The 23795-nt window shown below is 66.9% G+C and carries 21 protein-coding genes; 11 read left to right on the top strand and 10 right to left on the bottom strand.

What is annotated here, in order from left to right:
• Positions 1-47: 47 nt before the first annotated feature.
• The 4 genes from nagA to LQ953_RS02015 form a co-directional block, all read right to left on the bottom strand.
• Positions 48-1181, bottom strand: a complete 1134-nt coding sequence (nagA, locus tag LQ953_RS02030) for an N-acetylglucosamine-6-phosphate deacetylase (protein WP_231028771.1) — start codon at positions 1179-1181, stop codon at positions 48-50.
• Entirely contained in the window at positions 1178-2221 is a 1044-nt protein-coding gene (locus LQ953_RS02025; protein ID WP_231028770.1) for an SIS domain-containing protein, read from the bottom strand. The genes nagA and LQ953_RS02025 overlap by 4 nt, the downstream gene beginning before the upstream one ends.
• Positions 2222-2284: 63 nt before the next feature.
• Positions 2285-3019: a copper homeostasis protein CutC gene (locus LQ953_RS02020; RefSeq protein ID WP_231028769.1), complete on the bottom strand. Its 735-nt coding sequence runs from the start codon at positions 3017-3019 to the stop codon at positions 2285-2287.
• A gap of 101 nt (positions 3020-3120) precedes the next feature.
• Positions 3121-3729 carry a TetR/AcrR family transcriptional regulator gene (locus LQ953_RS02015; RefSeq protein WP_231028768.1) on the bottom strand — a complete coding sequence of 203 codons (609 nt, stop codon included), beginning with the start codon at positions 3727-3729 and terminating at the stop codon, positions 3121-3123.
• A gap of 102 nt (positions 3730-3831) precedes the next feature.
• Between LQ953_RS02015 and LQ953_RS02010 the strand changes: the two genes are divergently transcribed.
• The 3 genes from LQ953_RS02010 to LQ953_RS02000 are packed head-to-tail and all read left to right on the top strand — an operon-like array spanning position 3832 to position 9728.
• Positions 3832-5031, top strand: coding sequence for an efflux RND transporter periplasmic adaptor subunit (locus LQ953_RS02010; protein WP_231028767.1), 1200 nt, complete (start codon positions 3832-3834; stop codon positions 5029-5031).
• 6 nt (positions 5032-5037) lie between these two features.
• A complete protein-coding gene (locus LQ953_RS02005) occupies positions 5038-8256 on the top strand; it encodes an efflux RND transporter permease subunit (RefSeq protein WP_231028766.1) in 3219 nt (1072 codons plus the stop codon).
• Positions 8257-8261: 5 nt separating this feature from the next.
• Entirely contained in the window at positions 8262-9728 is a 1467-nt protein-coding gene (locus LQ953_RS02000; protein ID WP_231028765.1) for an efflux transporter outer membrane subunit, read from the top strand.
• Between the two features lie 44 nt (positions 9729-9772).
• On the opposite strand, the gene LQ953_RS01995 is transcribed toward LQ953_RS02000, so the two are convergent.
• The 3 genes from LQ953_RS01995 to LQ953_RS01985 are packed head-to-tail and all read right to left on the bottom strand — an operon-like array spanning position 9773 to position 14044.
• Entirely contained in the window at positions 9773-11266 is a 1494-nt protein-coding gene (locus LQ953_RS01995) for an efflux transporter outer membrane subunit (RefSeq protein WP_231028764.1), read from the bottom strand.
• Between the two features lie 10 nt (positions 11267-11276).
• Positions 11277-12860, bottom strand: coding sequence for an MDR family MFS transporter (locus LQ953_RS01990; RefSeq protein WP_443026526.1), 1584 nt, complete (start codon positions 12858-12860; stop codon positions 11277-11279).
• Entirely contained in the window at positions 12857-14044 is a 1188-nt protein-coding gene (locus LQ953_RS01985; RefSeq protein ID WP_231028763.1) for an HlyD family secretion protein, read from the bottom strand. Before LQ953_RS01985 ends, LQ953_RS01990 begins: the two co-directional genes overlap by 4 nt.
• Positions 14045-14141: 97 nt before the next feature.
• Between LQ953_RS01985 and LQ953_RS01980 the strand changes: the two genes are divergently transcribed.
• The 5 genes from LQ953_RS01980 (at position 14142) to dacB (ending at position 18022) form a co-directional block, all read left to right on the top strand.
• Positions 14142-14609 (top strand): MarR family winged helix-turn-helix transcriptional regulator, encoded by a 468-nt coding sequence (locus LQ953_RS01980; protein ID WP_231028762.1) that lies wholly within the window; start codon positions 14142-14144, stop codon positions 14607-14609.
• A gap of 49 nt (positions 14610-14658) precedes the next feature.
• Positions 14659-15270 (top strand): TetR/AcrR family transcriptional regulator, encoded by a 612-nt coding sequence (locus LQ953_RS01975; protein ID WP_231028761.1) that lies wholly within the window; start codon positions 14659-14661, stop codon positions 15268-15270.
• 117 nt (positions 15271-15387) lie between these two features.
• Positions 15388-15777, top strand: a complete 390-nt coding sequence (locus tag LQ953_RS01970; RefSeq protein ID WP_231028760.1) for a hypothetical protein — start codon at positions 15388-15390, stop codon at positions 15775-15777.
• Between the two features lie 47 nt (positions 15778-15824).
• Entirely contained in the window at positions 15825-16466 is a 642-nt protein-coding gene (locus LQ953_RS01965) for a peptidylprolyl isomerase (protein WP_231028759.1), read from the top strand.
• 119 nt (positions 16467-16585) lie between these two features.
• Positions 16586-18022 (top strand): D-alanyl-D-alanine carboxypeptidase/D-alanyl-D-alanine endopeptidase, encoded by a 1437-nt coding sequence (dacB, locus tag LQ953_RS01960; protein ID WP_231028758.1) that lies wholly within the window; start codon positions 16586-16588, stop codon positions 18020-18022.
• 136 nt (positions 18023-18158) lie between these two features.
• Here the strand turns inward: dacB and LQ953_RS01955 are convergent, their stop codons facing one another.
• Positions 18159-18986, bottom strand: a complete 828-nt coding sequence (locus LQ953_RS01955; RefSeq protein ID WP_231028757.1) for a hypothetical protein — start codon at positions 18984-18986, stop codon at positions 18159-18161.
• Positions 18987-19183: 197 nt separating this feature from the next.
• Here LQ953_RS01955 and LQ953_RS01950 point away from each other — a divergent pair, with 197 nt between their 5' ends.
• On the top strand, positions 19184-20122 hold the full coding sequence (locus LQ953_RS01950) for a DUF808 domain-containing protein (protein WP_231028756.1): 939 nt from the start codon (positions 19184-19186) through the stop codon (positions 20120-20122).
• A 7-nt stretch (positions 20123-20129) separates the two neighbouring features.
• On the opposite strand, the gene LQ953_RS01945 is transcribed toward LQ953_RS01950, so the two are convergent.
• A complete protein-coding gene (locus LQ953_RS01945; protein ID WP_231028755.1) occupies positions 20130-21173 on the bottom strand; it encodes a patatin-like phospholipase family protein in 1044 nt (347 codons plus the stop codon).
• A complete protein-coding gene (locus LQ953_RS01940) occupies positions 21173-21904 on the bottom strand; it encodes an SDR family oxidoreductase (RefSeq protein ID WP_231028754.1) in 732 nt (243 codons plus the stop codon). The genes LQ953_RS01945 and LQ953_RS01940 overlap by 1 nt, the downstream gene beginning before the upstream one ends.
• A gap of 244 nt (positions 21905-22148) precedes the next feature.
• Between LQ953_RS01940 and LQ953_RS01935 the strand changes: the two genes are divergently transcribed.
• Both LQ953_RS01935 and LQ953_RS01930 read left to right on the top strand, forming a co-directional pair.
• Entirely contained in the window at positions 22149-23054 is a 906-nt protein-coding gene (locus tag LQ953_RS01935) for a manganese catalase family protein (protein WP_231028753.1), read from the top strand.
• Positions 23055-23067: 13 nt separating this feature from the next.
• Complete coding sequence (locus tag LQ953_RS01930; protein ID WP_231028752.1) at positions 23068-23592, top strand: ferritin-like domain-containing protein; 525 nt, start codon at positions 23068-23070, stop codon at positions 23590-23592.
• Positions 23593-23795: the final 203 nt, after the last annotated feature.

The following is a 23795-nucleotide window of genomic DNA, read 5'->3' as shown; positions in this document are numbered from 1 at the left end:
GGAATGGGTCGGCGATGTCGTGCTCAGGGCGGGTCTCCCGGCGGGTGTCAGGCGGTACGGGTGCCGGCGATCCAGGTGCCGGCGGGCTGAAGGTCACGCGTTAACTGGACCCAGTCGGCGACAAGGCCAGGCGCAAGCGCACCGCGCTCGTTGCTCAGGCCCAGAAAGGCGGCGGGGCTGGCGGCGGCCATCGTCGCGGCGTCGGCGTGCGACAGACCGATGCGGGTCACCGCGTTGCGGAATGCACCCGCCATATCGAGCGAGGACCCGGCAAGCGTGCCGTCCTCGCCCACGCAGCGTCCGCCTTCGACACGGATCCGCCGGCCATGCAGGTCGAACTCTGTCATCTCGGCCCCGACACAGGGCATCGCGTCCGTCACCAGCAGGAAACGGTCGAGCGGCCGTGCGCGCACCGCGATCCGCACCGCCGCGTCATGGACATGGAAGCCGTCCAGGATCAGTCCGCAATAGACTTCCTGGTTTTCGATGGCCGCGCCCACCACGCCGGGCGCGCGGTGCAGCAGCGGCGACATGGCGTTGAACAGATGGGTGACCCCGGTCATGCCTGCGTCGATTGCGGCAGTGACGGTGTCGTACGCCGCGTCGCTGTGCCCGATGCTCAGGATCACGCCTGTCGCATGCAGGCGGCGAATGTCATCGACTGAAACCCGCTCAGGTGCCAGGGTCAGCATCACCTTGCCACGGCGGGGCTTGGTGAGCAGCGCCATCAGCGCGTCATCCAGGCCGCGGAACTTGGCGGGGTCGTGAATACCCTTGCGGCTGGTGTTGATGACCGGCCCCTCGATGTGCACGCCGATGCAACCGGGCACGCCGGCTTCGATCGCCGCGTCGGTCGCATCGAGCGCGCGTTCGATGGCCTCGGGAGTATCGCTGATCAGCGTGGGCAGGAAGCCGGTGGTGCCGAACGGCGCGTGCGCGCGGCCGATCGCGGCGATCCCCTCGACGCTCAGCGCATCGTTGAACAGCACGCCGCCGCCGCCATTGACTTGCGTGTCGATGAAGCCGGGGACCAGCCAGCCGCCGTCGAGGTCGATGGTCTCGGACGCGTGCGCATCGGCGACCAGCGCGACGATCAGCCCGCCCTCGACGTCGAGGGTCGCGCTGTCGAGGACACCGGCGGGCGTGACGATATGCCCGTTCAGGAAGCGGATCGCGCTCATCGCGTCTCGGTCACTTTCTTCAGGTACAGCGGCCGGTCGGGATCATGCCCGCGTGCGAGCGAAAGCGCATTGGCCATGTGGTAGAAGCTCTGGACCATCAGGATCGGCTCGATCGCGGGATGGGCGGCAAGGGCGGGCAGGGTACCGGCGCCTCGGGCATCCGCCAGGCACACCCGCGCATTGCGGTCCGTGAACTCGGCCGCAGCCTCGCGCACGCTGTCGCCGGCCGCGTCGGAGGTCGCGAAGCCCAGCACCGGAAAGCCGGAGCCGACGATCGCCATCGGCCCGTGACGCACTTCGGCCGCGCTGAATGCCTCGGCGTGGAGCCCGCAGGTCTCCTTGAACTTGAGCGCCGCTTCCTGGGCGATGCCGAAGCTGTAGCCGCGCCCGATCACGAACAGGTTGGTGGCGTCGCGCAGTGTCTCCACCGCCGGGGTCCAATCCAATTCGCAGGCGCGCTCCAATTGGTCGGGCAGGGTGGCGAGCGCGCTCGCCAGGCCATCGTCCTCCGCCCATTCGGCGACCAGGGCCACGAACGCGACCAGCGAAGCGATGTAGGACTTGGTGGCCGCGACCGAGCGTTCGGGACCAGCCTTGAGCCCGATGCAGGTGTCGGCCAGGGCGGCAAGGGGCGATTCCTCGTCGTTGACGAAAGCCACCACATGCGCGCCGGCGGCCTGATGCGCCTTTACCGTGGCCAGCAGGTCCGGGCTGCGGCCGCTCTGCGAAATGGCGATGCAGAGCGCGCTGCCGGGCGCCACGGGAGCTGCGAACACCGAGGCGGTGGAGGGCGCCGCGGACGCGACCGGGATGCCGATCAAGGTCTCGATCAGGTACTTGCCATAGCTGGCGGCGTGATCCGACGAGCCGCGCGCGCAGGTGACGATGCGTGCCGGCGGTTCGGCGCGCAGCCTGGCGCCAAGCGCCTTCAGCGCGGCGCCATTTGCCTGCACCAGCGCTCGCGTCACCCCTGCCGCTTGCGCCGCTTCGCTTTTCATCAGCGTCGCACCTTGTGCGATCACCTGCTGCTCAGCCCCCATTGCCCCGTTCTTTCGTTACGTCGAGTGCAGGGGTTAAGTTATATATTGGTACTGTTCAAGGTCCTACGCGCGCCTAACCATCGCCTTCAGCGCAGACACCTTTGCCGGGTCGGTCTGCAAGGCCGCGCCGTTTTGGAAGCCAAAGCGCTGTTCCGCCTCGCTCGCTTCGCCCAAGGGGCTGCGGCACGAGGCGTGCACTTCCTGGGCCCCGGTGCGCAGGATCGCCGCGACATTGGACGTGTCGATCCCGCTGCCCGGCAGGATGATGATGCGCCCGTCCGCCCGCGCCACCAGCGCGGCAAGCGTGTCGAGCGCATCGGCGGCGCGGGGCTGTCCGCCCGAGGTGAGAATCCGGTCGAAGCCAAGGTGCACCGCGGTTTCCAGCGCCTCGAACAGGTCGGGGCACAGGTCGAACGCGCGGTGCAGGGTCAGCGAAAGCGGCCGCCCGCGCGCCTGGCCCGCCGCACGTGCATGCGCCACCCAGCCGGCGAGCATGTCGGCATCCAGTCGTCCGGAGGCATCGCTGGCGCCGATCACCACTCCGGCAAGCCCGGCCTCGGCGGCAGTGGTGATGTCCTGCGCCACCAGCGCCGCGTCGCCGGCCCCGTAGCGGAAGTTCCCATCGCGCGGCCGCGCCAGCAGGTGCGTGGCGATCGGCGCGCTCGCCGCCTGCCGGATCAAGGAAAGGGGCGGGGTCAGCCCGCCCACCGCGAGCGCCGCGCACAATTCGATGCGGTCCGCACCCCCGGCCACCGCCGCGCCGATCCCGGCGACGCTTTCAACGCACACTTCGAGCATCCGCATTCCCGAACCAGCCCCGCGCCCAATCCGGCGCGCCGGCTATGTGCCATCCGCTGCCGCAAAAGGCGACTCGCGTGGCAGGGTCAGCCTCGCGCGGATCACGCCGCCAGCGCGTCGATCCGCTGGTCGATGATGCTGGAGATGCAGCGGTACAGCGGCTCGACCTTCATGTCGGGATCCACCCCGCGGCGCATCTTGATGCCCATGCCCATGGTCAGGATCAGGTCGATCAGCGACTCGCGATCCTCCGACCGGTCGGAGGATTGGGACGCGATGGCACGCAGGGCGGCAGACAGGTTTTTGCGGATGCGAAGGTTGATGGAAAGATTGAGCTCGGCGATGCGCGGGCTGCGGCCGGCTTCGGCGATGATCTCGCCCATCAGCCGGCATTCCCCGGCGGACTTGTCGCTCTGGAGAAAGCGCTCCATCCAGGTCCGCACCGCGGGAAGGTCGCCCGCGGCGACGGCGTCGGCCAGCATGTCCTCGTCCAGCCATTCGGCCACGTCACGCTCGCAGATCGCGGCGATGATGTCGTCCTTGCTGGCGAAATCGCGATAGATCTGGCCGACCTTGATGCCCGACGCACCGGCGATCTGGGCCATGCCGGTCTGGTGAAAACCGTGCTCGATGAACAATGCGCGTGCGGTTTCCAGAAGATGCGCGCGACGCAGTTCCGCTCGGTTAGGTTTCACCAATTCTATGTTCATGTTCGATCCAGACGCGGTTGCCAACACGGCAGCCTCTCAATATATGCCGCGCCTAATATGTGTGTGAACGCTCACACACAACTTCTATCTCTCGGTGATTGCATGAAAAAACTGACGGCGGCACTCGGCGTGGCACTGATTCTCGGCGGTTGCGGTGGCGGTGGCGATGCTGCGGAGCAGCAAAAAGCCGCCGCAGCGGCGGCAGGCCCGCCCCAGGTAGGCTTCGTCGCCGTGCGCGAGGAGCCGGTGACGCTCAGCACCGAACTGCCGGGCCGCACCGCCGCGTACGAGACCTCCGAGGTCCGTCCGCAGGTGAACGGCATCATCCTCGCCCGCCTGTTCGAGGAAGGCGACATGGTCCGCGCCGGCCAGCCGCTCTACCGCATCGATCCCGCCCCCTATCAGGCCCAGGTCGCCAGCGCCCAGGCGGCGCTTGCCCGCTCGCGTGCAGCGATCGCCTCCACTGCCGCGCTGTCGCGCCGCTATAATGAGCTGGTTCGCATCAACGCGATCTCGCGCCAGGAAGCCGAAAACGCCGTCACCGGGGCGCAGCAGGCCCGCGCCGATGTAGCCGCCCAGCAGGCGGCGCTCCGCACCGCGCAGATCGACCTAGCGCGCACCACCATCCGCGCACCCATTTCGGGGCGGATTGGACGCTCGACCTTCACCACCGGCGCGCTGGTCTCCGCTTCGCAGACCGAGCCGCTGACCACCATTCAGCGCCTCGACCCGATCTTTGTCGACATCCAGCAGTCCAGCGCCGAGGTGCTCAACCTGCGCCAGCAGCTGATGCAGGGCGAACTGAGCCGTGGCAGCGGCGCCGCCCGCGTGCGGCTGAAGCTGGAAAACGGCTCGGTATATCCGAGCGAAGGCACGCTGAAGTTCACCGACGTGACGGTTGACCCGACCACGGGCAGCCAGGTCATCCGCGCGGTGTTCTCCAACCCGCGCGGCCTGTTGCTGCCGGGCATGTTCGCACGCGCCGAGATGATCGAGGGCACCAAGGCCGGTGGCATCCTGGTGCCGCAGCGCGCCGTCACCCGCGATGAAAAGGGTGGGGCGGTCGTCATGATCATCGGCGCCGATGGCAAGCTGACGCCGCGCCCGATCACCACGGCGCGCACGGTTGGTCAGAACTGGCTGGTCACCGCTGGCCTGAAGACCGGCGACAAGGTCGTGGTCGAAGGCGCGCAGAACCTGCAGCCCGGCACCCCGGTCAAGGGCGTGCCCTATCAGCAAAATCAGCAGCAGGCGGCACCCGGGCAGCAGCCTGCGGCCGCAGGCCAGGCGCAGGCGAAGTAATCCGCAATGGCCCGTTATTTTATCGACAGACCCATCTTTGCATGGGTCATCGCCATCATCCTGATGCTGGCCGGCGTGCTTGCGATCCGTTCGCTGCCGATCGCCCAGTTTCCTGAAATCGCGCCGCCTGCCGTCACCGTCACTGCCACCTATCCGGGTGCCGATGCCGAGACGCTGGAACGCACCACCACCCAGATCATCGAGCAGCAGCTGCGCGGCATCGACAATCTGCGCTATTTCTCGTCCTCGTCCTCGTCGGCGGGCAACGTCACCATCACCTTGACCTTTGAACAGGGCACCGACCCCGACATCGCGCAGGTCCAGGTGCAGAACAAGCTGCAGGCGGCGACGTCGCTGCTGCCGCAAGAGGTTCAGCGTCAGGGCGTTCAGGTGGCCAAGTCCGCCGCCAGCTTCCTGCTGATCGTCGGCTTGTATTCCGAAAACGGCGCGCACTCGAATGTCGACTTGTCCGACATGGTCGTGTCGCGGCTCCAGGACCCGATCAGCCGCATCAACGGCGTGGGCGAGCTCCAGGTGTTCGGCGGCCAATATGCGATGCGTATCTGGATCGATCCGATCAAGATGCAGAGCTATGGCGTCGCCATTGCCGACGTGACCGCGGCTGTTCAGGCACAGAACGCGCAGGTCTCGGCGGGCCAGATCGGCGCGCTGCCGGCGTCCAAGGACCAGGAACTCAACGCCACCGTCTCGGTCCAGTCGCGTCTCCAGACGCCCGAGCAGTTCGGCAATATCCGCCTGAAGACCAACACCAACGGCGCGATCGTGCGGCTGCGCGACGTGGCCCGCGTGGAGCTTGGCGCGGAGTCCTATGGCTTCGGCGTGAAGTATAACGGCAAGCCGGCTTCCGGTTTCGGCGTCCGCCTGGCCGCCGGCCAGAACGCACTCACCACCGTCGAGGCGGTGAAGGCGCAGGTCGAGGCGATCTCCAAGAACTTCCCGTCCGACGTGAAGGTCATCTACCCCTACGACTCCACGCCGTTCGTGCGTCTGTCGGTGGAGCAGGTGATCCACACGCTGATCGAAGCTGTGGTGCTCGTCTTCCTCGTCATGTTCCTGTTCCTTCAGAACTGGCGCGCGACGCTGATCCCGACCATCGCCGTTCCGGTGGTGCTGCTTGGCACCTTCGCGGTGATGGCGGTCGCCGGCTATTCGATCAACACGCTCACCCTGTTCGGCATGGTGCTGGCGATCGGCTTGCTCGTCGATGACGCGATCGTCGTCGTGGAGAATGTCGAACGTCTGATCCAGACCGAGGGGCTGAGCCCCAAGGAAGCCGCGCGTCAGTCGATGGACGAGATCAGCGGCGCGCTGATCGGCATCGGCCTGGTGCTTTCGGCGGTGTTCCTGCCGATGGCGTTTTTCGGCGGGTCGACCGGCGTGATCTATCGCCAGTTCTCGATCACTATCGTCTCGGCCATGGTGCTCTCGGTGCTGGTCGCGTTGATCCTGACGCCGGCGCTTTGCGCCACCATCCTGAAGCCGCACGATCCGCACAAGCATGAGCGTACCGGCTTCTTCGCGCCCGTGTTGCGCCTGCTCGACCGGTTCTTCGCCTGGTTCAACGATCGCTTCGATCGCGGCACCGACAAGTATCAGGGCAGCGTGAAGCGCGTGTCGCGCAACTGGAAGCGTTCGGCGCTGGTCTATCTGCTGATCGTCGGGCTGATGGGCTTCCTGTTCATCCGCTCGCCGGGCGGCTTCCTGCCGGAAGAAGACCAGGGTACGGTCATTGCGCTGACCCAGGGGCCGTCGGGCGCCACCATTCCGCGCACCGAACGAGCGCTGGCCATGGTCCGCGACCACTTCCTCGCCGAAAAGGCCGTGCAGGGCGTCTTCACCGTCAGCGGCTTCTCGTTCGCGGGGCAGGGCCAGAATGCCGGTCTCGCCTTCGTCAACCTGAAGCCCTGGGAAGACCGCGAGGGCGCCGAGAACAAGGCGCAGGCAATCGCCGGACGCGCCATGGGCCCGTTCTCGCAGTACAAGGACGCGATGATTTTCGCGCTGGTGCCGCCGGCAGTGCAGGAACTCGGCAACGCCACGGGCTTCGACCTGTGGCTGGTCGACCAGACCGGCGCCGGGCATGACAAGCTGCTCCAGACCCGCAACATGATGCTGGGCATGGCGATGCAGGACAAGCGCGTGGCGCAGGTGCGTCCGCTCAGCCTGGACGACGCGCCGCAGCTCAAGGTGGACATCGACCAGGACAAGGCGAGCGCGCTCGGCCTGGATCTGGGCACGATCAACACTGCGATCTCGACCGCGTGGGGTAGTTCCTATGTGAACGACTTCATCGACCGTGGCCGTGTGAAGCGCGTCTTCCTCCAGGCCGACGAGCCCTATCGCGCGTCGCCTGAGGATCTCGCCAACTTCTACATCCGCGGCGCGAACGGGGCGATGGCACCGTTCAGCTCCTTTGCCACCATCAACTGGGTAAAGGCGCCGGTTCAGCTCACCCGCTACAACGGCCAGCCGGCCATGCAGCTTCAGGGTGCGCCTGCGCCAGGCGTTTCCACCGGCGACGCGATGGCGGCGATGGCGGAACTGCACAGCAAGCTTCCGCCCGGCACTGGCCTCGAATGGACTGGCCTGTCGTACGAAGAACAGCTTTCGGGTGGTCAGGCGCCTGCGCTCTACGCGCTGTCCTTGCTGATCGTGTTCCTCTGCCTTGCCGCGCTTTATGAAAGCTGGTCGGTGCCGATCGCGGTCATCCTGGTGGTGCCGCTCGGCGTGGTCGGTGCGCTGCTTGCGGCGCGCTTCACCGGGCTGAACAACGACATCTATCTGCAGGTCGGCCTGATCACCACGATCGGCGTGTCGGCCAAGAACGCGATCCTGATCGTCGAGTTCGCCGAGGAGCGGGTCCGCGACGGCATGAACGCGTTCGATGCGGCGGTGGAAGCAGCCAAGCTTCGCCTCCGCCCGATCCTGATGACGTCGCTGGCGTTCATCTTCGGCGTGCTGCCGCTGGCGGTCTCCACCGGCGCAGGTGCCGGCGGTCAGAACGCGATCGGCCGCGCCGTGGTGGGCGGCATGTTCTCCGCGACCGTGCTGGCGATCTTCTTTGTGCCGATGTTCTTCGTGGTGATCAGCCGCTTGTTCGGCCACGGCCAGGGCGACACCCAGCATCCCAGCGCCGCGACCGACGTGGCGCCCGACGCTGGCAACAAATCCTCCGATGGCGGCACCGCGCCGCAGGGAGCCTGAATACCATGACGAAACCGCTTCTCGCGCTCCTGGCGAGCGCGACCATCCTGTCGGGCTGCAACCTCGCGCCCAAATATGTCCGTCCCGAAGGGGCAGTGCCGACCGCGCTGCCTGAGGGCGGCATCTACCCCAGCGCCGCTACCGACGCGCCGGACGTGTCGGCCATCGGCTGGCGGGACTTCTTCCTGGATCCCCGGCTTCGCCAGGTGATCGAGACGGGCCTGGCCAACAACCGCGACCTGCGCATCGCCGCGGGCAACGTGCTCCAGGCGCGTGCCCAGCTGCGCACCCAGCGCTCGGAGCTGTTCCCGACAGCCACGGTCAGCGGCGGCGCCACCTACACCAACAACTTTGGCGCCGCAGCCGGGGGTGCAGGTGCCGGGGCAGGAGCGGGCGTGGGAACCGGCGTGGGCACGGGGGCAGGGGCCAACACCGCCTCCAGCAACCTCCAGATCTATTCGCTCAACGCGGGCTTCTCCAATTACGAGCTCGACCTGTTCGGCCGCGTTCAGAACCTGACCCGCGCCGCGCAGGAACAGGTGTTCGCCAGCGAAGAGGCGCAGCGGGCCACCCGCGTCAGCCTGATCGCGGAGACCGCCAATGCCTGGCTCCAGATGGCCGCCGACCAGGAACAGCTTCGCCTGTCGCGCGAAACGCTGAAGGCGTTCGAGGAAACATTGCGCCTCACCAGCGCCCAGTTCCGCATCGGCGTCGGGTCGGAACTGGAAGTCCGCCAGGCCGAGACCAACTTCCAGGCCGCGCGCAACGACATCGCCGCGCTGGAGGTCCGCATTGCGCAGGACCAGAACGCGCTGAACCTGCTCGCCGGCACCACCGTTCCCGCCACGCTGCTGCCCACCGGCTTCGGCGCGGAGCCGGTCACCCGTGACGCGCTGCCCGGTAACCTGTCGTCACAGGTGCTGCTGCGCCGTCCCGACGTGCTGCGCGCCGAGCATCAGCTGATCGCGGAGAGCGCCAATATCGGCGCGGCGCGTGCGGCCTTCTTCCCGACCATCTCGCTCACCGGGCTGGTCGGCACGATCAGCACTGCGCTGTCGGGCCTGTTCGGCGGTGGCAGCTTCACCTACCAGGCCGGCCCTTCGATCGGTTTGCCGATCTTCGACGGAGGTCGCCGCTCGGGCAATCTCGAATTCGCCCGCGCCTCGCAGCAGGTGGCCGTCTCCACCTATGAGCGCACCATTCAGGTCGCCTTCCGCGAAGTCGCCGACGCGCTCGCCCAGCGCGGCCGCATCGGCGAGCAGGTCAGCGCCCAGTCGCAGCGCGCCAGCGCGGCGCAAGTCGCGGCGCGCCTGTCCGACGCCCGCTTCCGCGCGGGCGTGGACTCGTTCCTCAACACGCTGGACGCGCAGCGCACGGCCTATGCCGCGCAACAGCAGCTGGTCACCACACGGCTAACCCAGGCCAGCAACCTGGTCGAGCTGTACCGGTCGCTGGGCGGCGGGTTGAACTAAGCGCTTAAACTCCCCTCCCTGCATGCAGGGAGGGGATAATGAAGTTACTGCGCCGCCACCGGCTCCCAGCCCAATCCCAGCGCCTTCTGCAACGCCACGTAATCCGCGGTCAGCGCCGCGGTCGCCTGCGCCAGGTTCTGCTCGGCCGACACCCGCTGCCGCTCGGCATCCAGCGCGTCGATCAGCCGCGCCGTGCCCGCGCGATAGCGCTGCTGGGTCAATTCCGCCGCGCGCACCGCTGAGGCCCGCACCCGCACCAGGCTCGCCACCGTCTGGCGCCGATGGCCGAAGCGCGACAGCGAATCCTCGGCGTCCTGCAACGCACGCAGCACCGCCCCGCGATACTGCGCCTCGGCTTCATCGCGCGCGCCCTGTGCCTGCTCGACGCGGCCACGCGCACGGCCGAAATCCAGAAAGCTCCATTGCAGCCGCGGCATCGCCAGCGCGGCGAGGTTGTCCAGATCGACCAACGCCTCGGGCGAGGTGCCACCCAGACCCAGCATCCCCATCAGGCTCAGCCGCGGAAAGCGAGACGCTTCCGCCACGCCGATCCGCGCCGTGTAGGCCGCAAGCTGGCGCTCCGCCGCGCGGATGTCGGGCCGGCGCTGGAGCAGGCTCGTGGGATCGCCGACCGCCACTTGCGCAGGCGGCAACAGCGCCGGGCCAGGCGTGGCAAGCGTCGCATCCAGCGCACCGGGCTCTACGCCCGTCAGCACCGCGAGCGCGTTCATATAGGCTTCGATCTCGGCTGCGAGCGGCACCTGTTCGGCCTCGGTCGACTCGACCTGCGTGCGCACCCGCTCGACTTCGAGTGCCGAGGCTGTGCCCTTCGCCGCGCGCTGCTGCGTCAGCTCGAGCATCTGCCGCTGGAGCGCGCCCGATTGCCGCGCCAGCACCAGCCGCTGCTGCCGGTCGCGAAGCGCGACATAGGCATTGGCGATGTCGGCGGTCAGCTGCACCTGCGCATCGGCGACATTGGCTTCCGCCGCCTGCACGTTCGCGCGGGTGGCTTCCACCGTGCGGCGCTGGCCGCCGAACAGGTCGATCTCCCAACTCGCGTCCAGGCCGGCGTTGAAGAAGTCGAGCGAGCCGAACTCGGGCGTTTCCGCCGCTGCACCGCCGGCACCCGCACCCGCACCCGCACCCGTGTCATCGCCACCACCGGTCAGGCTCCCCAGATCGACACCGGGCAGTTCGGCATGGACATACATGCCCGACGCGCCCGCCTGCGGAAGGCGGTTGGCCCGCTCCAGCCGCAACGCGCCGCGCGCCTGGCGCAACCGCGCCTGCGCCACTGCGACGCTCGGATTGGCGGCGAGTGCGCGCGTCTCCAGCATGTCCAGCGTCGAATCGTTCAGCGTCGTCCACCACCGCGCGGCCTGGGGGGCGGCAGTAAGTGCGGCATCGCCGCCGCGCACGAACTTGGTGGGCGTTTGCCCGGCGGAGCCCACCGCTGGCGGTCCCGCATAATCGGGGCCGACCGTGCAGGCGCCCAGCAGCACCAGCGAGAACAGGGGAAGGGAAGCAAGTCTACGCATCGCAATTGCCTCAATGCATGGCGACAGGGCCGCCGCTGGGAAGCGGGCGGAGGAACAGGACGAGCGGGGTGACGCACAATATGCCCACCGCCAGCAGCCAGAACATGTCGTTATACGTCATCACCAGCGCTTCTCGGGAGATCATGCCGCCGATGTTGCGCAGCGCGGCGGCCTGGCCACGCACGGACTGCGCCATGCCGGCGACATAGTCCTGCACCGCGATCGAATTGGCGGCCATCGACTCCTCGATCCGGCGCGCGTGGAAGTAACTGCGCTGCTCCTGCACGGTGGCGAGCAGCGCCAGCCCGACTGACCCGCCGATGTTACGCGCCGCGTTGAACAGCCCGGCCGCATCGCCGGCCTGCTCAGGCGGCACCGATCGGATCGCCGCCTGGTTGAGGAAGAGCATCACGAAGATCTGGCCGACGCCGCGCAATAGCTGGGAATCGGTAAAGGCGCTGCCGGTCGACTCCGCGGTCAGGGTGGTATCCAGATAGCAGCTGAGCGCCATCACCAGCAGGCCAAAGGCCACGGCAATGCGAATGTCGATGTACCGCATCAACAGCGGCGTGAACGCCATCAGCACCAGGCTGGGTATCCCCGCCAGCAGCACGACATAGCCGGCCTGCAGCGCGTTATAATCCGCGATGATCGCGACGAACTGCGGGATGACGTAGGAGGTGCCGTACAGCACCATGCCCAGCACCACCGCCATCACGGCGACGCTGCCGAACTGGCGGTCGAGCAGCAGCTTCAACCGGATCACCGGCCTGCGCGCCAGGAACTGCCCGGCAAACAGCAGCGCGAAGCCCAATATGGTCACGGCGCTAAGCTGAAGGATCAGCTCGCTTTCGAACCATTGCTCGCGCTGGCCTTCTTCCAGCACCACGGTCAGCCCGCCCAGGCCCAGCGCCAGACCGGCTATGCCCAGCCAGTCGGCTTGCCGGATCTCGGACAGCCGAGCCTTTTCATGGGGCAGCGCGACCAGCAGCAGCGTGATCAGCACCGCGCTGACCGGCACGTTGAGGAAAAAGGCATAATGCCAGCTGATATTTTCGGTCAGCCAGCCGCCGATCAGCGGCCCCAGCACCGGCCCCAGGATCGCGGTGACGCCGAACATCGCGGTCCCGATCGGCTGTTGGTGCGGGGGCAGGCGCGTGGCGATGATCGTCATCGCGGTGGGAATCAGCGCGCCGCCGCTAATGCCCTGGCCGACGCGGCCGATGATCATCATGGTCAGGTTGGTCGACAAACCGCACATGACCGAAAACGCCGTGAACAGCGTGGTGGCGATCAACAAAAAGGTACGCAGCCCCAGCATCCGCTCCAGCCAGGCCGACAGCGGAATGATGATGATCTCTGCGACCAGATAGCTAGTGGCGATCCAGGTGCCCTCGGTGCCGCTCGCGCCGATCTCGCCCTGGATCGTGGGCAGGGAGGAATTGACGATGGAAATGTCGAGCGTCGCCATCAGCGCGCCAAGGCTGCCCGCAGCCACGGCGAGCCAGGCGCCCAGATCGGCATTCTGTACCTGAGCCCGGCCAGCAGGCTTGCCGACCGCGGCGGGATCGGCCGAGGTCGTGCCTGCGCTCACTTTCCTCGTGCCTCGTTATGCGCCTTCTGCTCGCGTTCAATGGCCTCGCGCGCGCCCTTGGCGCTGATCGTGTCGACTTCGACTTCCACCGACATGCCCGGCAGCAACAGCTTGCGGGTTTCCGGACCCACATCCACGGCGATGCGCACCGGCACGCGCTGGACGATCTTGGTGAAATTGCCCGTCGCGTTCTGCGGCGGCAGGAGCGAGAATTGCGCACCGGTGCCCGGTGAGAAGCTCTCGACGCGGCCATGAATCTCCACGCCGTCCAGCGCGTCGACATGCACGATCACCGGCTGGCCGACTCGCATCAGGCCCAGCTGGGTCTCCTTGAAGTTGGCTTCGATATACAGCTGGTTCGGCACGATCGACATCAGCCGCACGCCTGGCTGCACCAACTGCCCCGGCTGTACCGTGCGGTCGCCGATCCGGCCATCGCTGCTCGCGCGCAGGATCGACGATCCGGCGTTGACGTTGGCCGCGGCAAGCTGTGCCTGGGCGGCACGGCCCTGCGACTGTGCCTGGGTGATCTGGGTACGCAGCGTGCCGACGCGCCGTTCCGCCGCTTCCAGACCCGCACGGGCAGTGGCGACCTGGGCCGCGGCCTGCCGCGCCTGGTCGCGCAGCTGCGCCAACCGCTCGCGGGTCTCGGCGCCGCTCGCCGCCAGGGGCGTGTAGCGGGCGACTTCGGAGCGGGCGAAGGCGAGCGTGCTCTGCGCGGCGGCAAGCTGCGCGCGCGCCTGGTCGATGGCGGCACCTTGTTCGTTGATCTGGGCGCGCACACCTTGTGCATTCGCGGCGGCGACGTCGATCTGTGCCTGGGCCTGCTGCGCCTGGGCGCGGTAATCGCGTGCGTCGATGCGCAGCAGCGGCTGACCGGCCTTCACTTGCTGGTTCTCGGCGACCAGCACCTGCTCGACATAGCCGGAGATGCGCGACGACACGATCACCGCGTCGGCCTGGATATAGGCGTCGTTGGTGCTTTGCAGATATTTGCCGCGCGTCTGGTACCGCGCGAACCACAGCCCGCCCAGCACCACAACCGCTGCAAGGATCAGCAACAGGATGATGCGTACCCGCGGGTTCTTCAGCGGCGACTTTTTCGGCGCTGCTGCATCTTCCTGGTTGCGCTGATCGTTAGGGGCTTCAGCCTCTGCGCTCGGGCGCTGATCCTGTTCGGACATCGGGCGGTGTGATCCTGGCCAAAATACGACAATGGGTCGGCTAATGCTCGCGCTTGCAGCATTGCGCAAGACCATTTATTGAGGCCCCTCATCAGCTATGACAGATCTCGACCAGCTCTCCACTGAATTCGGCAGCCTGTTCCTGCGCATGCACCGGCTGCTCGACCGGCGCATGAGTGCGTCCGGCGCTTCGCTCGCTCGCACCAAGCTGCTGATGTACGTCAATCGCCACGGTCCCGCGCGCGCTGCCGACATTGCCGAGTTGTTCACGCTTGCGCCGCGCACCGTCACCGAGGCGCTGGACGGAATGGAGCGCGACGGGCTGGTGGTGCGCGAACCCGATGCGCGCGACCGGCGGGTGAAGCGGATTTCCATCACGCCTGCGGGCAAGCGCGCGATCGAGACCACTGAGCCGATGCGCGCGAAGTTGGTGGACCTGATCTTCGGCACGCTCGACGCGCAGGAGCGCGCGCAACTCACGGGAATCGTGGAAAAGCTCTCCGAAGCGGTGGCCCGCGAAGAGGGCGGCGCGGGCGTCGGTTGCGCCGACGCGGAACGGCGCTGAGCGAATTTACTATGGATTTTCCGACATTTGCGCTTATGTACCAACAGTTATGAAACTCTCCTGCTGTCCTGGTGGCAAGGGTCGCCCGCGCGAATTCGATGTGGACGAAGCCCTTGCAGCGGCGCTCCGCGTATTCTGGAGCAAGGGCTATGAAGGCGCCTCGCTGACCGACCTGACCGAGGCGATGGGGATCACGCGACCCAGCCTGTATGCTGCCTTTGGCAACAAGGAGTCGTTGTTTCGCAAGGCGCTGGACCTCTACGAGCGTGAAAAGCTGGCCTATATGCAGCCCGCGCTTGATGCGCCCACCGCGCGCGGCGTGGCGGAACGGGTGCTGCGCGGCGCGCTCGAAATGCATGCCAGCGAAGGCGAGCCCAAGGGCTGCCTGCGCGTCATCAGCTCGGTTGCCTGCGGAGTCGAGGCGGAGTCGATCCGCGCCGAGGTAATCGCGCGGCGCCAGTCGTCCGGGCGCTTGCTTATCGAGCGTTTTCAACGCGCTAAGGACGCGGGTGAACTGCCCGAGGGCATGGATGCGGCGGGGCTCGCCTCGTACCTAATCGCGTTGGTGCAGGGCATGTCGCTTCAGGCGGGCGCGGGTGCCAGCTGCACGGAGCTTCAGGGTCTGGTGGAGACCAGCCTCGCGGTGTGGCCGACTCGCTAAACCGATCGGTACAAAAACCGATTGACGCGGTAATCGGCGGTTAATATACCGCCCGGTATGGAAGCGCGAACACCCGCTTCCGCACCACTTTCACCAACTTCCGCAGGCACCGCCAAAATGGCCTATCTCAACTTCAGCCCGCTCCAGGGCGACTCCGTCGCAGCCCCTGCGGACCTTCTCCCCAAGCCGCGCCCGAACACCGGCTTCTCCGCGCTGGAATGGCAGGTCGTCGCCATCGCTCAGAAAGACCGTCTCTCTTCGCTGCGCAACCCCAGCCGTCTCGGAACTGCGCTCGGCGTAGTGTTCGGCAGCCGCCGCGCAAACCCGCGCCTCGCCGATCCCGCACTCGAAGCACTGCGCCGTCTCGCCGTCCTCGCTTGGCATCGCGGCTACGCAATTCCCGATCGCGAAGTCCGCACCTTCCACGACGCTGGCTACACCCCCGACCAATATGACGCGCTGCTCGCCAGCATCAGCCGCGGGCGTGCCACGCAGAACCGCGCATAACGATCTAACCCCTCGCTTGCCGGCGCTGCTTTGGCTAGCAGGCCCGCATGCGTCGCCTGTTCGCCTCCGCCGTCCTGCTGCTCACCTTGACGGCATCAGTCTCCCCGCCAGCACCAGGGCTGGTGCGTGTACGAATCGTCACCTCGGAAGGACCGATCGTCGTCGCGTTGGAGGCAAGGCGCGCGCCCAAGACCACGGCGAATTTCCTGGCCTATGTCGATGACGGGCGGTTGGAAGGCACGACCATCTACCGCTCTGCCAGACGCAAGGCCGATCCCAAGTTCGGCTTCATCCAAGGCGGCATCGGCACCGATGCGCGTCGTATCCTGCCGTCGCCAGCGCTGGAGCCGACTAACAAGACGGGCGTACGCCATGTCAGCGGCGCGATTTCTATGGCGCACGGCAGCAACCCTGACTCTGCGACCGGCAATTTCTCGATCATGGTCGGCGACAATCCTGGTTTGGACGCGAAGCCGGGCTCGCGCGGCTTTGCTGCCTTTGGCCATGTTGTGGCGGGAATGGACGTCGTGAAGCGCATCCTCGCCAAGCCAACCTGTTGCGGTCGCGACGCGATGCGCGGTCAGATGATCCAGCCGCCCGTCAAGCTGATCCGCGTTGAGCGGCTGGATGGCACGGCGAAGCCGACCGGACTTCCCAAGCCCTGGGCGCTCGGCATCCGGCGACCCTAAGCAGTCGGCGGCACGCTGCGCCTGATGAAACAGAGCGGGAGCCTGCATCGCGCCACGATGGGCACGCAAAACCTGCGCAGACAATTGCGGGCTCGGCACGCCGCTTCTAGGCATCAACCATGACCCGCCTCTTTGCCGCGCTTGCGCTCGCCTGTGTCCTCACTCCAGTGCCGGCCACCGCCCAGAGTCTTCAACGCCGCGTCGAAGCGGCGCTAGCGCAGGCGCCGCAGGGCACGCGCTTCGGCATGGTGGTCGTGGACGAGAAGGGGCGCGAGATCGTCGCTCTCAATCCCGATGGGCGCTTTATACCCGCGTCGAACACCAAGCTGTTCACCACTGCGGCGGCTTATTGGACGCTGTCGGGCATGACCCAGCCCGATGCGGCCGGCGGCGCGGCGGTTCGGATGGAGGGCAAGGACGTGGTGCTGGTCGGCAATGGCGACGCGCGGCTGTCAAGCGCGCCGGATTGCGTCGCCGATTGCCTGAGCGTGCTGGCCGACGCCATCGCCCGGCGGACGCGAGCGGTACGCAACATCATCGGCGACGACACGGCCTTTCCGGACCAGCGCTGGAGCCCGGGAAGGAGCTGGAACAACATTCCAGGGTGGTCCGGCACGGCAGTATCGGCGCTGAGCATGGACGACAATGAAGTGCGGCTGAAGGTTTCGCCCGGGCCAGCGGGACGGCAGCCGTTGGTGGAAATGCTCCCCTATTATACGGTCGAGAACCCTGCGGTTACGGTAGCGTCGGGGCCGACCACGATCAGCTATGACCGCGACATCAACAGCAAGGTTCTGCGCATCACTGGCCAGATCGCCGCGGGTGCACCGTCCAAAAGCGTGCGGCTAAGCATCGACGATCCCGCGCATTATGCAGCGTGGCGATTGAACACCCTGCTGGAAGCGCGCGGCGTGCACGTGACCGGTCAACTGAGCACCCGGCACCGTGCGTCCACGCCGATGGACGACCCGAAGCTGCGAGGCGCCTCGCCGGCGGCCCGCGCTCCGGCCCTACCGGTGCTCGCTAGGCTGACCCCGCCGCCATTGGCGCAGGACGTGACGGTGGCCAACAAGCTGAGCCAGAACCTGTACGCCGAGTTGCTGCTGCGTCGCGTGGGATTGCAGGCGGGTTCGGGATCCATCGCCGACGGTCAGGCGCGGGTGGATGCGATGCTGGCAAGCGCGGGCGTGCGGCGCACGGCGTATGACTTCGCCGATGGGTCGGGCATGTCGACCTATAATCGCGTGGCGCCGCGCGGCACGGTGAGGTTGCTGCGCTGGGCGGCGACGCAGCCCTGGGGCGCGGCATGGCGCGCGTCGTTACCCGTCGCTGGCGTGGAGGGAACGTTGGCACGGCGGTTCAACGGCACTAGCCTGCAAGGGCGGCTGTTCGCCAAGACCGGGACGCTGAACGGGACCAGCGCGCTTTCGGGTTATCTGGTGGGGAAGAGCGGGCGGACGCTGACCTTTTCACTGATCGCCAATGATGTGCCGGCGGATGGAAGCGTGTCGCGGGTGATCGATGCGGCGCTGCTGGCGGTGGCGGAGGGGAGTTAGTTTGGGCCTAGGGGCGCTTTGGGCGTTAAGGCTGGAGCCTTGAGCTTCGGTGTGGCAGCTAGCCCGCGGCCTGCACCGGAAGTGGTGGTGGGGCGGCTTGGCGATCAGCTCGCTAATACGCCGCCTCTCTTCTCCATCAGTGCACGGTTGCGGCGGTTGCCACTCCCGTCGGTGGCGAGGATGATGGTTCTGGGTTGGGCGGAGCCGGAGCGGTGGTGAACGCTGGCGCCGGGGTGCCCGGCTTGGCGACTTGGAAGGCCAGCGGGTAGTCTTCGCCGTTCCAGCTTACGAGCAGGTCGACGCGGGCCGGGAGAGCCTTGTCGAACTTCACCTTGGACACGACGATGCGGCCGCCATAGCTGTCGCCGGGGTCGACTGTGGTCATCTGGACGATGTCGGTGCTGAGTTCGGAGAGGGTTTGTTCCAGCTGGTTCTGGACCGCGGCGATGCCCACGCCGGTGCCCGCGGCGAGCGCTACGGCTTGGGCCTGGCCGGCGCTGCTGGGGGCGGTGTAGACCGTGCGATAGGTGCCGCGGGGTGTGTAGGTAGTGGCGGTGTAGCGATCCTGCTGGCTGGCGGCGGCGGCGCTGGCGAGGCCGCCGATTGCGGCGATCCCGATCTGCTTCCACATGGCGCGGTTCTTCGCCTTTTTCTCCAGCGCGTCGCGGGAGAGCAGGGCGGTCTGCTGGCCGAGCACGGTCACGCGGATATTGGCGACGTCGAAATCGGCCGGCACCTGTCCATCATTGTAGACGGCGATGGCGAACGACAAGCTGCCGTGATCGAACGCCAGCGGCTGGACCTGGATGGAGCCATGCTCCTTGAACAAGGACACGCTGGCGTCGCCGCGGACATAGCGGACGGTTTCGGTGCCGATCTGGATCGGCTGCACGACATATTTGTCGCGCGCGAGCGCCGGCGATGCCGCTACGCAAAGAACCAGCGGCGCGAAGAACAAGCGCATTGAGACTCCCCAGTTGGACTTTGATCCAGCGACCCGAGGGGTGGCGGATGGATGCGGGACGCTGGGTCTGCTTGTCAATGGCACGGTGCGGCGGCGGTGTTCCATCGAGGTACGCCGTGGAACCGGGGCGTGAGCCGTGCATATTCCTGCGCAGCGCGCTACGGACGTGGCGCATTCACGACGTTTGGGGGTTCTGCATGGCAGGTGGTTTGGTCGCGTTGCTGGACGACATTGCGGCATTGGCGAAGCTGGCGGCGGCGTCGGTGGACGATGTGACCGCTGCGGCGGGTAAGGCCAGCGCCAAGGCGGCGGGCGTGGTGATCGACGATACCGCAGTGACGCCGCGCTATGTGGTCGGGCTATCACCGGACCGCGAGCTGCCGATTATCTGGAAGATCGCGCTGGGATCGCTGCGCAACAAGCTGTTGTTCATCCTGCCCGCCGCGCTGGCGCTGAGCGCGCTGGCGCCCTGGGCGATCACGCCGATCCTGATGGTGGGCGGCGCCTATCTGTGCTTCGAGGCGGCCGAGAAGATCGTCGAGGCACTGAGTGGGCACCAGCATGCCGAGGAAGTCGAGACGATCACCGACCCCAAGGAGCTGGAAGCGCGGCAGGTGAGCGGGGCGGTACGCACCGACTTCATTCTGTCTGCCGAAATCATGGCGATCGCGCTGTCGGACCTGCCCGACATGTCGCTGTGGACGCGCGCGATCGTGCTGGCGGTGGTCGCCGTCGCGATCACGATCGGCGTGTATGGGGTGGTCGCCCTGATCGTGAAGATGGACGATATCGGCCTCAATCTGAGCCGGCGGGCATCGGCGAGCATGCGGGCGCTGGGACGCGGGCTGGTGAAGGCGATGCCGGTGCTGCTCAAGGCACTGTCGCATATCGGCGTGGCGGCGATGGTGTGGGTCGGCGGTGGCATCCTGCTGCATGGGCTGGAGGTGTTCGGGCTGGGCGCGGTGGCGCACGGCGTGGAGCATTTCGCCGAGCAGGTGGCGCATGTCGTGCCGGTGGGCCAGGGGCTGGTCCGCTGGCTGGTGAACGCGGTTGCCGCCGCGATCCTAGGGCTGATCGTCGGCGGGGTGATCGTGGGCCTGTTGCACCTGGTGCCGCGCAAGAAGGCCCACGCCTGACGCCCGATCAGGGCGCGCGGCGGACGCGATGTATGTGGAGGCCGGGTTCGGGCGCTGGCGTAAGCGTCGCCAGGAGCTCCAGCGCGGCCTGGGCGTCGGCCGCGCCAGCCTGTTGGCGATCGCGCAGGGTGGCGGGGGAGAAGTCGTAGGTCTTTTCCTGGCCGGCTTCGTGCACGGGACCGCGATAGCTCAGGTGCAGCAGGGTGGTGGCTTCGGTGTTGCCCAGCCGTACCTCCAGCGCCCGTTCGCGGCGCAGGCCGGCGAGGCGGACCGTGGTTTGGGTGGCGTATTTGAGGTCGGTGGAGCGTTCCACCGCGGCCTCCAGGCCGTCGGGCAGCGGGCCGTCGGGCGCGAACAGGTCGAGTACCAGGCAGAGCGGCGGGGCGGGGCAGGGGCGCTCCGAACAGAGCAGCGGCTCCAGCGGGACGTTTGCCGAGAAGCCGCCATCGCCCAACCAGCGGCCATCGACCTGGACGGGCTCGAAGGCGGGTAGCAGTGCGCTGGCCGCGGCGAGGTGGTCGGGGGTGATGCAGTCGCCGAGCGCAGTGTCGAACGGGATGGTCTCGCCGGTCTCGACGTCGGTGGTGGCGATGGCGAAACGGATCGCGCCGGCGTTCAGGCGGTCGAAGTCGATGAACTCGAGGAGCGATGGGAACAACGGCGCGGAGTCGTAGAGGCTGGGCACCTTTGTGCGGCCCATGCCGGGCAGGCGCGGCTGGAACAGTCCCGGCGTGCCGGTCGTGCGTGTCGCCAGGATGTTCGACCAGTTGCGCAGGTGGCGCAGGGGGCCAGTGCGGGCGAGCGCGAGCGGGTCGGTCCATTCCTCGGGCGCGGCTTCGCGCTCGACGCGTTTCCAGAAGGCCTGCAATTTGGCCAGGCGCTGGTCGGGAGCGTTGCCGGCGAGGATGGCGCCATTGATGGCGCCGATCGACGAGCCGGAGACAGCCTGGAGATCGATGCCGCCACTGGCTTCGAGCGCGGCATAGGCGCCGAGCTGATACGCGCCGAGACCGACGCCGCCGCCGAGGAGAAGTGCGGTTCCTGTCGCCATCAGCTGGTTTTCTGGTCCAGCGGCTCGATGCGCAGGTTGACGATGTTGGCGCGCGGGCGGGTGAGCACCCAAACGATCGCGTCGGCGACTTCTTCGGAATGGAGCATCTGCTGCTTTTTCACCGCTTCGGCTTTTTCCTCGTCGGTGCATTCCTGCATGTCGGTCTCGACCGAACCCGGTTGGATTACCGAGACCTTGATGTTCTTCTGCGCCGAGATCTCCTTGCGCAGGGTCTCGGCAAAGGCCTGGATGCCGGCCTTGGTGGCGGAATAGACGCTTTCGCCCGCCGCCTTGATCTCGGTGCTGATCGAGCCGACGAACAGGAGGTGGCCGCCGCCGGATGCTTCCAGGCGCGTGATCGCGCGCTGGGCGCTGGCGAGATAGCCGACCAGATTGGTCTCGATCACATAGCGCCAGTCGTCCTCGGCCATTTCGGTGAGCGGGTCGGCGCCCAGAGCGGCACAGGCGACGAGCATGTCGAGGCCGGCCAGCATCTGGTCGACGCTGACAAAAACCTTGTCCAAACCGTCTTTCGTGCCGGCATCTGCCGTGATTCCAAAGATTTGGCCGGGGCCGGCACTGGCCTCCGCCAGCAATTCGTCGAGCGGCCCCTGGCTGCGGCCGAAGGTGAGGACATGGGCGCCCTGCGCCACCAATAGCTTCACCGTTTCGCGGCCGATGCCGGTGGTGCCGCCGGTCACCAAAATACGCTTGCCTGTCAGAGTTGTCATAGAGTTCCAGTCTCCGGTTCGACGCCCAAACGCGTGAGGCTGGTCTTTGCGCCGCTGATCGGGACAATCGATCAGCGGGCAGCAACAACCATGTAGATGAGGCCGAAACGAGCGGCGTCGCGCGGCGCATGCAGGAGACTTACTAACACAGATTTATATTGAATTTCCCGCTCTGCTGCCGAGCGCCGCAACCCCGCCCGTCCTGTCCGGTTGTTTGGGCAAGCCGATAAGGGAGTGCCTTTTCATGTTCATGCACAACAAGCGCCTGCAATATACCGTCCGGGTGTCGGAGCCCAATCCGCGGCTCGCCTGCCTGATGCTGGAGCAATTCGGCGGTGCGGACGGCGAACTCGCAGCGGCCATGCGCTACTTCACGCAAGGGCTGGGCGAAGAGGATCCGGGCCGCAAGGACCTGTTGCTCGACATCGCTACCGAGGAGCTGAGCCACCTGGAGGTGATCGGCACGATCGTCACCATGCTCAACAAGGGCGTGAAGGCGCAGCTATCCGAGGGTCAGCTGGCCGAGGCCGAGCTGTTCGCGATGGTGGGACAAACCGGCACGAGCGCCAAGGAGTCGATCCTGTTCGGCGGCGGCCCCGCGCTGGTGGACTCCGCGGGCGTGCCGTGGAACGCCGATTATATCGACACGCGCTCCGAGCCGACGGTCGACCTGCGCTCCAACATCGCCGCCGAAGCGCGCGCCAAGATCGTCTATGAACGGTTGATCAACATCACCGACGATCCCGGCATCAAGGATGCGCTCACCTTCCTGATGACGCGCGAAGTGGCGCACCAGAAGTCGTTCGAAAAGGCGCTGTATTCGATCGAGAACAACTTCCCGCCGGGCAAGCTGCCGGGCCGCGAGGAGTTCGCCAGCGTGTATGTGAACGCGTCGCAGGGCGAAGGTGACATGACCGGCCCGTGGAACTCGGGCGACCAGTGGGAGCGGATCGACGATCTGGAGCAGTCCATGCCGATCGACCAGCGCGACGGAAAGGCAAGCGTGGAGCTGAGCAGCAGCGACATGGCGGCGCTGAGCCAGATGGCAACGCGGCTGAAGTCCGACGTGACCAAGGACCCGACCACCGGCACCGATCTGGGTGCGGGCCCGGGCGCCGGCCGCACCAAGCAACTCGAAACCGCAGAATAAGGAGACCGTAGCCATGGCAACGACCATCGACAGCACGGCCGCACGCGAAGTGTTCGTGACCGGCCTGAAGAACGCACACGCGCTGGAGCATCAGGCGATGGCGCTGATGGACCGGCAGATCGAGCATCTGGCCAATTACGCCGAGGTGGAGACGCAGCTGCGTGCGCACCGCGGCGAAACCGAAGGCCAGATCCAGCGTCTGGAGACGATCCTGACCAGCCTGGGCGAGAGCCCGTCGGGGCTGAAGGACGCGGCGCTGTCGTTCAGCGGCAACATGGCGGCGCTGGCGCACACCTTCGCGCCAGACGAGATCATCAAGAACAGCTTCGCCAATTACGCGTTCGAGAGCTTCGAGCGGGCAAGCTATGAAGCGCTGATCACCATGGCCGAGGAAGCGGGATTCACCGACGCGGTTCCGCTGCTTCAGGAAACGCTGCGCGAGGAGATCGCCATGCAGCAATGGGTGATCGACACCCAGCCGCTGGTGATCCGCAAGTTCCTGGCCCTGCGCCAGTCGGGTGAGACGGCCAGCCACTGAGGCCGGTTTGTGAAATGTGAAAGGGCGGGGCCTAGCGGCCTCGCCCTTTTTTTGTGCGCTGTTGAGCGGGTGGAGGCTGGCGATGCTTCCCCTTGGCGGGGAGGATTGTGGCGGCCGTGTTCCCCGGCGGAGGCCGGGGCCCAGCTGCAAGGATGCCGCGATGGCGGGATACCGTTTCGGGTTTGGTGGAAACTGGGCCCCGG

Source organism: Sphingomonas sp. IC-56 (assembly GCF_021043375.1).
In the GTDB taxonomy this organism is placed as follows: Bacteria; Pseudomonadota; Alphaproteobacteria; order Sphingomonadales; family Sphingomonadaceae; genus Sphingomonas.
Note: the sequence above shows the minus strand (reverse complement) of the source record. Positions and strands in the feature narration are given on the sequence as shown.

Excerpts from the sequence above, each read along its gene's own strand:
- nagA (WP_231028771.1), bottom strand. The coding sequence starts at position 1,181 with ATGAGCGCGATCCGCTTCCTGAACGGGCATATCGTCACGCCCGCCGGT.
- LQ953_RS02025 (WP_231028770.1), bottom strand. The coding sequence starts at position 2,221 with ATGGGGGCTGAGCAGCAGGTGATCGCACAAGGTGCGACGCTGATGAAA.
- LQ953_RS02020 (WP_231028769.1), bottom strand. The coding sequence starts at position 3,019 with ATGCTCGAAGTGTGCGTTGAAAGCGTCGCCGGGATCGGCGCGGCGGTG.
- LQ953_RS02015 (WP_231028768.1), bottom strand. The coding sequence starts at position 3,729 with ATGAACATAGAATTGGTGAAACCTAACCGAGCGGAACTGCGTCGCGCG.
- LQ953_RS02010 (WP_231028767.1), top strand. The coding sequence starts at position 3,832 with ATGAAAAAACTGACGGCGGCACTCGGCGTGGCACTGATTCTCGGCGGT.
- LQ953_RS02005 (WP_231028766.1), top strand. The coding sequence starts at position 5,038 with ATGGCCCGTTATTTTATCGACAGACCCATCTTTGCATGGGTCATCGCC.
- LQ953_RS02000 (WP_231028765.1), top strand. The coding sequence starts at position 8,262 with ATGACGAAACCGCTTCTCGCGCTCCTGGCGAGCGCGACCATCCTGTCG.
- LQ953_RS01995 (WP_231028764.1), bottom strand. The coding sequence starts at position 11,266 with ATGCGTAGACTTGCTTCCCTTCCCCTGTTCTCGCTGGTGCTGCTGGGC.
- LQ953_RS01985 (WP_231028763.1), bottom strand. The coding sequence starts at position 14,044 with ATGTCCGAACAGGATCAGCGCCCGAGCGCAGAGGCTGAAGCCCCTAAC.
- LQ953_RS01980 (WP_231028762.1), top strand. The coding sequence starts at position 14,142 with ATGACAGATCTCGACCAGCTCTCCACTGAATTCGGCAGCCTGTTCCTG.
- LQ953_RS01975 (WP_231028761.1), top strand. The coding sequence starts at position 14,659 with ATGAAACTCTCCTGCTGTCCTGGTGGCAAGGGTCGCCCGCGCGAATTC.
- LQ953_RS01970 (WP_231028760.1), top strand. The coding sequence starts at position 15,388 with ATGGCCTATCTCAACTTCAGCCCGCTCCAGGGCGACTCCGTCGCAGCC.
- LQ953_RS01965 (WP_231028759.1), top strand. The coding sequence starts at position 15,825 with ATGCGTCGCCTGTTCGCCTCCGCCGTCCTGCTGCTCACCTTGACGGCA.
- dacB (WP_231028758.1), top strand. The coding sequence starts at position 16,586 with ATGACCCGCCTCTTTGCCGCGCTTGCGCTCGCCTGTGTCCTCACTCCA.
- LQ953_RS01955 (WP_231028757.1), bottom strand. The coding sequence starts at position 18,986 with ATGCGCTTGTTCTTCGCGCCGCTGGTTCTTTGCGTAGCGGCATCGCCG.
- LQ953_RS01950 (WP_231028756.1), top strand. The coding sequence starts at position 19,184 with ATGGCAGGTGGTTTGGTCGCGTTGCTGGACGACATTGCGGCATTGGCG.
- LQ953_RS01945 (WP_231028755.1), bottom strand. The coding sequence starts at position 21,173 with ATGGCGACAGGAACCGCACTTCTCCTCGGCGGCGGCGTCGGTCTCGGC.
- LQ953_RS01940 (WP_231028754.1), bottom strand. The coding sequence starts at position 21,904 with ATGACAACTCTGACAGGCAAGCGTATTTTGGTGACCGGCGGCACCACC.
- LQ953_RS01935 (WP_231028753.1), top strand. The coding sequence starts at position 22,149 with ATGTTCATGCACAACAAGCGCCTGCAATATACCGTCCGGGTGTCGGAG.
- LQ953_RS01930 (WP_231028752.1), top strand. The coding sequence starts at position 23,068 with ATGGCAACGACCATCGACAGCACGGCCGCACGCGAAGTGTTCGTGACC.